The organism is Mesorhizobium sp. M1328, from assembly GCF_040318075.1.
Classification (GTDB): domain Bacteria; phylum Pseudomonadota; class Alphaproteobacteria; order Rhizobiales; family Rhizobiaceae; genus Mesorhizobium.
In genome coordinates, this window is record NZ_JAMYLO010000068.1 from 1 (window position 1) to 2,193 (window position 2,193).

The following is a 2,193-nucleotide window of genomic DNA, read 5'->3' on the forward strand; positions in this document are numbered from 1 at the left end:
GCCGAGGCCGGGCGCTGCGAACCCTGACCACTCCGCGCCCGGCCTCGGCTCAAGCTTCAGCCCAGGACACCGTCTGTCAGATAAAGTTTAAACTTTTACACATAACGATGGCCATTTCTATTGCACTGCAGGCTCAAATCCTGCGCTATCACCATGTCGAGAAGTGGCGGGTCAACACCATTGCCCGCCAGCTCGGCGTCCACCATCACACCGTTCAATGCGTGCTGGCTCGTTCCGGGCTGTTACCCCATGGCCCACGAGGACGACCCAGCCAGATCGATGCCTATTTGCCGTTCATCCTTGAGACCCTGAACGCTTTCCCCAGCCTGACCGCCGCGCGTCTTTACGGCATGGTCAAAGAACGGGGATACCGCGGTGACGGCGGCCACTTCCGCCACATGATCGCCCGCTATCGGCCGCGTCAAAAGGCTGAGGCTTATTTGCGTTTGCGCACACTTCCCGGCGAACAGGCGCAGGCCGACTGGGGCCATTTCGGACACATACAGATCGGCAGGGCGCGACGCCCCCTCATGGCCTTTGTCATTGTGCTGAGCCAATCGCGTCTGGAGGACGGCGAGTTCCGCTGGCCGAAAGTGCAGGACGGCGTGATGCGGCTGACGGCCGCGCAACTGTCGGCGCTATTAGAAGGGCTCGACTGGCGGCGGGTCCACGAGGCGCGCCAGACCCGCGTTCCAGTTCAGGCGGGCTGACCCGCGACGAAGTGAATCAGCCTGGATTCCGCTGTCGCGGGCTGTCGGCGAATATGGTCTGATCCGGTCATGGGATGACGGCGGACCAGCTTCCCGACGATCCGGATGCGGATCAGGCCGAGCTTCTCACGCAGCCATGGGTCGAGTGCCGCGATGATTGGAGTACTCTTTTCCTGACGCGCAGCGCGGCGCTCGTCGGCCGATCGGCCACGGATGCTGTCCTCGATTTTGTAGAGTTCAGCGATCCGTCTGAGCATCTCGCTGGCGATCGGCGCGGGACCGGCTGCCGCCAGTTCATAGAAGCGCCGCCGCACATGTGCCCAGCAGAAGGCGAGCGTCACGCCGCTCTTCTCGGCCAGCACGCGATAGCCGCCATAACCGTCGACCTGCAAGATTCCGCCAAATCCTGCGAGATGAGCGATCGGCCGCTCGGCCTTTCGGTCCGGCGCATAGACATAGGCGACGCCCGGCGGGTCGCTCCCCTCCCATGGTCGGTCATCGCGGGCATAGGCCCAGAGCTGCCCAGTCTTGGTCTTGCCGCGGCCGGGATCGAGCACCGGCGCCGTGGTCTCGTCAGCGAAGAGTTTTGGTGAGGTCTTCAGCTTGCCAAGCAGCCGCTCATGCACCGGACGCAGGTGCCAGGCGGCGCGGCCGACCCAGTCGGCGAGCGTGGAGCGATCGAGATTGATGCCTTGCCGGGCATAGATCTGCGCCTGACGATAGAGCGGCAAGTGATCGGCGTATTTGGAGACCAGCACCTGGGCGACCGTTGCCTCGGTCGGAAGACCACCCTCGATCAGCCGCGCCGGCGCGGGAGCCTGAACGACCACATCCTCACAGGCGCGGCAGGCATATTTGGGCCGGCGCACGACGATCACACGCAGCTGCGCCGGAACGATATCGAGCCGCTCGCTCACATCCTCACCGATCCGGTGCAAGTCATTGCGGCGGCCTCTTCGAGCCCCAGCAGCAATTGATCCTCGGGGAGCGTCTCAGCACGACGGCCGAAGCGGTGGCGCTGCAATTCCTTGATGATCTGGATCAGCCGGGCGTTCTCGACGTCGCGCGCCAGGACCATCGCCTTGAGCGCAGCACGGGCAGGCATGGTCCTCGATGTCGACCACCATCTCCACGCGCGGCAGATGGGATGGCAGCACGCCCCGGTTCGCTCGGCGCTTTGCGACACGCGCCTGACGTTCGCCATGAGCGGTCTGTGCCTGCTCTTCGTCACCGGCGGCCTCGATCTGCTCGAGTCAGAAGACCAAGCTCGCAGAGGCAATCCGCTATACGCTCTCACGCTGGGAAGGCCTCTCGCGCTTCCTCGAAGACGGCCGCATCGAGATCGACAGCAACACCGTCGAGCGCTCCATCCGTCCGATCGCGAAGACTGATTCATTATGCACCTCCTTTTCAAATGGCGGAAAACAGCGATTCCTGGTTGTCGTCGTGGGTGCGACGTGGAGTATTGCGCGCCAAATCGGCT

The 2,193-nt window shown here is 63.7% G+C and carries 1 protein-coding gene and 3 pseudogenes; 2 read left to right on the forward strand and 2 right to left on the reverse strand.

Annotation, left to right across the window (positions count from 1 at the left end; all coding sequences use genetic code 11):
• The coding region (gene tnpB, locus NKH23_RS34320; RefSeq protein ID WP_353036771.1) for an IS66 family insertion sequence element accessory protein TnpB at positions 1 to 710 on the forward strand (710 nt) is incomplete at its 5' end.
• A gap of 110 nt (positions 711 to 820) precedes the next feature.
• Here tnpB and tnpC read toward each other — a convergent pair.
• Positions 821 to 1,815 (reverse strand): annotated as a pseudogene (gene tnpC / locus NKH23_RS34325) (IS66 family transposase); the annotation flags it as partial.
• Positions 1,799 to 1,963, reverse strand: a pseudogene (locus NKH23_RS34785) (IS66 family transposase); the annotation flags it as partial. The pseudogenes tnpC and NKH23_RS34785, both read right to left, overlap by 17 nt.
• Between NKH23_RS34785 and NKH23_RS34330 the strand changes: the two are divergent.
• A pseudogene (locus NKH23_RS34330) lies at positions 1,962 to 2,193 on the forward strand (IS66 family transposase); the annotation flags it as partial. The pseudogenes NKH23_RS34785 and NKH23_RS34330 sit on opposite strands and share 2 nt — an antisense overlap.